General features: G+C 62.0%; 1 protein-coding gene. It reads right to left on the bottom strand.

Annotation, left to right across the window (positions count from 1 at the left end; all coding sequences use genetic code 11):
- Positions 1 to 843 (bottom strand): NAD(P)H-hydrate epimerase (locus tag FJ980_RS32695; RefSeq protein WP_140547567.1); only part of this gene is annotated, 843 nt, incomplete at its 3' end.
- Between the last annotated feature and the right edge of the window lie 370 nt (positions 844 to 1,213).

Raw genomic sequence — 1,213 nt, 5'->3', positions numbered from 1 at the left:
CACCTGCATGGCGTTCGCCGGGGATAGGACCGTCACCGCTCCTGCCCCGATACGGGCCGCGGCAAGCGCCGCAAGCCGCGCCGCGCCGGTGGCATTCGGGCCACCGGAAAAGACGCCGACATGGCCGCGCTTGTACTTGTGCGTATCGACACCCGGAATCGGAAAAACGTCGAGCCAAAGCGCCGGCGTGTTCTCGAACGTCTGGGGTCGAATCCGCGCAATGACACCGTCGGTGATGCCGATATCGGCCAGCACGACCTCCCCGCACAGCTTGCGCCCGGGGAGCAGAAGATGGCCAGGTTTTTTGCGTGCAAAGGTGACGGTGACCCCGGCCCGAAAAGCATGGCCGAGCACTTGGCCGCTGTCCCCGGAAACGCCTGATGGCAGATCGACCGCGACGACCGGCAAGGCCAGGCTTGTCACCACGCCAACCGTTCTCGCCGCTTCACTGGACAGCGGTTTGGACAGCCCTGCGCCGTAAAGGGCGTCGACGACGACAGCGCCGGCCTCAGCCGCGAAATTCGCAAGCGATCGAGGCTTCACCGGGCATTCACCGGCGGCCAGCGCGGCATCGCTGCCCGGCTTCGGCGTGCCCGACGCCCAGACCACCGTGTCGACACCAGCGGTTGCCAGGCAGCGGGCTATGACATAGCCATCGCCGCCATTGTTGCCGGGACCGCAAAGCACATGGACCCGCTTCGCCGCCGGATAGCGCCTGAATATTTCGGCCGCGACGGCTTCGCCTGCACGGCGCATCAGGCCGATGCCGTCGATTGCGCCGGCGGCAATCGTCAACCGATCCGCCTCGCTCATCTCCTCGGGAGAAAGAAGTTCGTTGCTCATGGATTGCCGATCCGCATTCGATCAAGCATTGTCCAGTTTTCGGCTCGACGCAAACGCAGAGGAGTTGGCGCGGTCCCAGCCAAGCTGAGCAATGCCCACCAAATAAACAATACGCCTAAATATCGGGCAGACATAAACACCGACGCCGCGTAGGTTTGCAGCCATCCGTCGCGCGCTGGATGCAGTGAACGATGCGAATTTGCATCTTCGTGCGGCATGGTTCTGGAATCGAATGACACCGCTTGAAATCCCGCCAATTGGCACAATTCGTGCTTGATGGAGGCGCAAGCGGGGGCTCACAACCCGTTTTTTTGGCAGTGGAGGCCACTTTTTACATGAAAAAGATCGAAGCGATCATCAAGCCATTCAA

Origin of the sequence: Mesorhizobium sp. B1-1-5, assembly GCF_006443065.1 — a bacterium.
Taxonomy (GTDB): Bacteria; Pseudomonadota; Alphaproteobacteria; order Rhizobiales; family Rhizobiaceae; genus Mesorhizobium.
The sequence above is the reverse complement of the archived record's forward strand: the minus strand, read 5'-3'. Positions and strand labels throughout refer to the sequence as shown.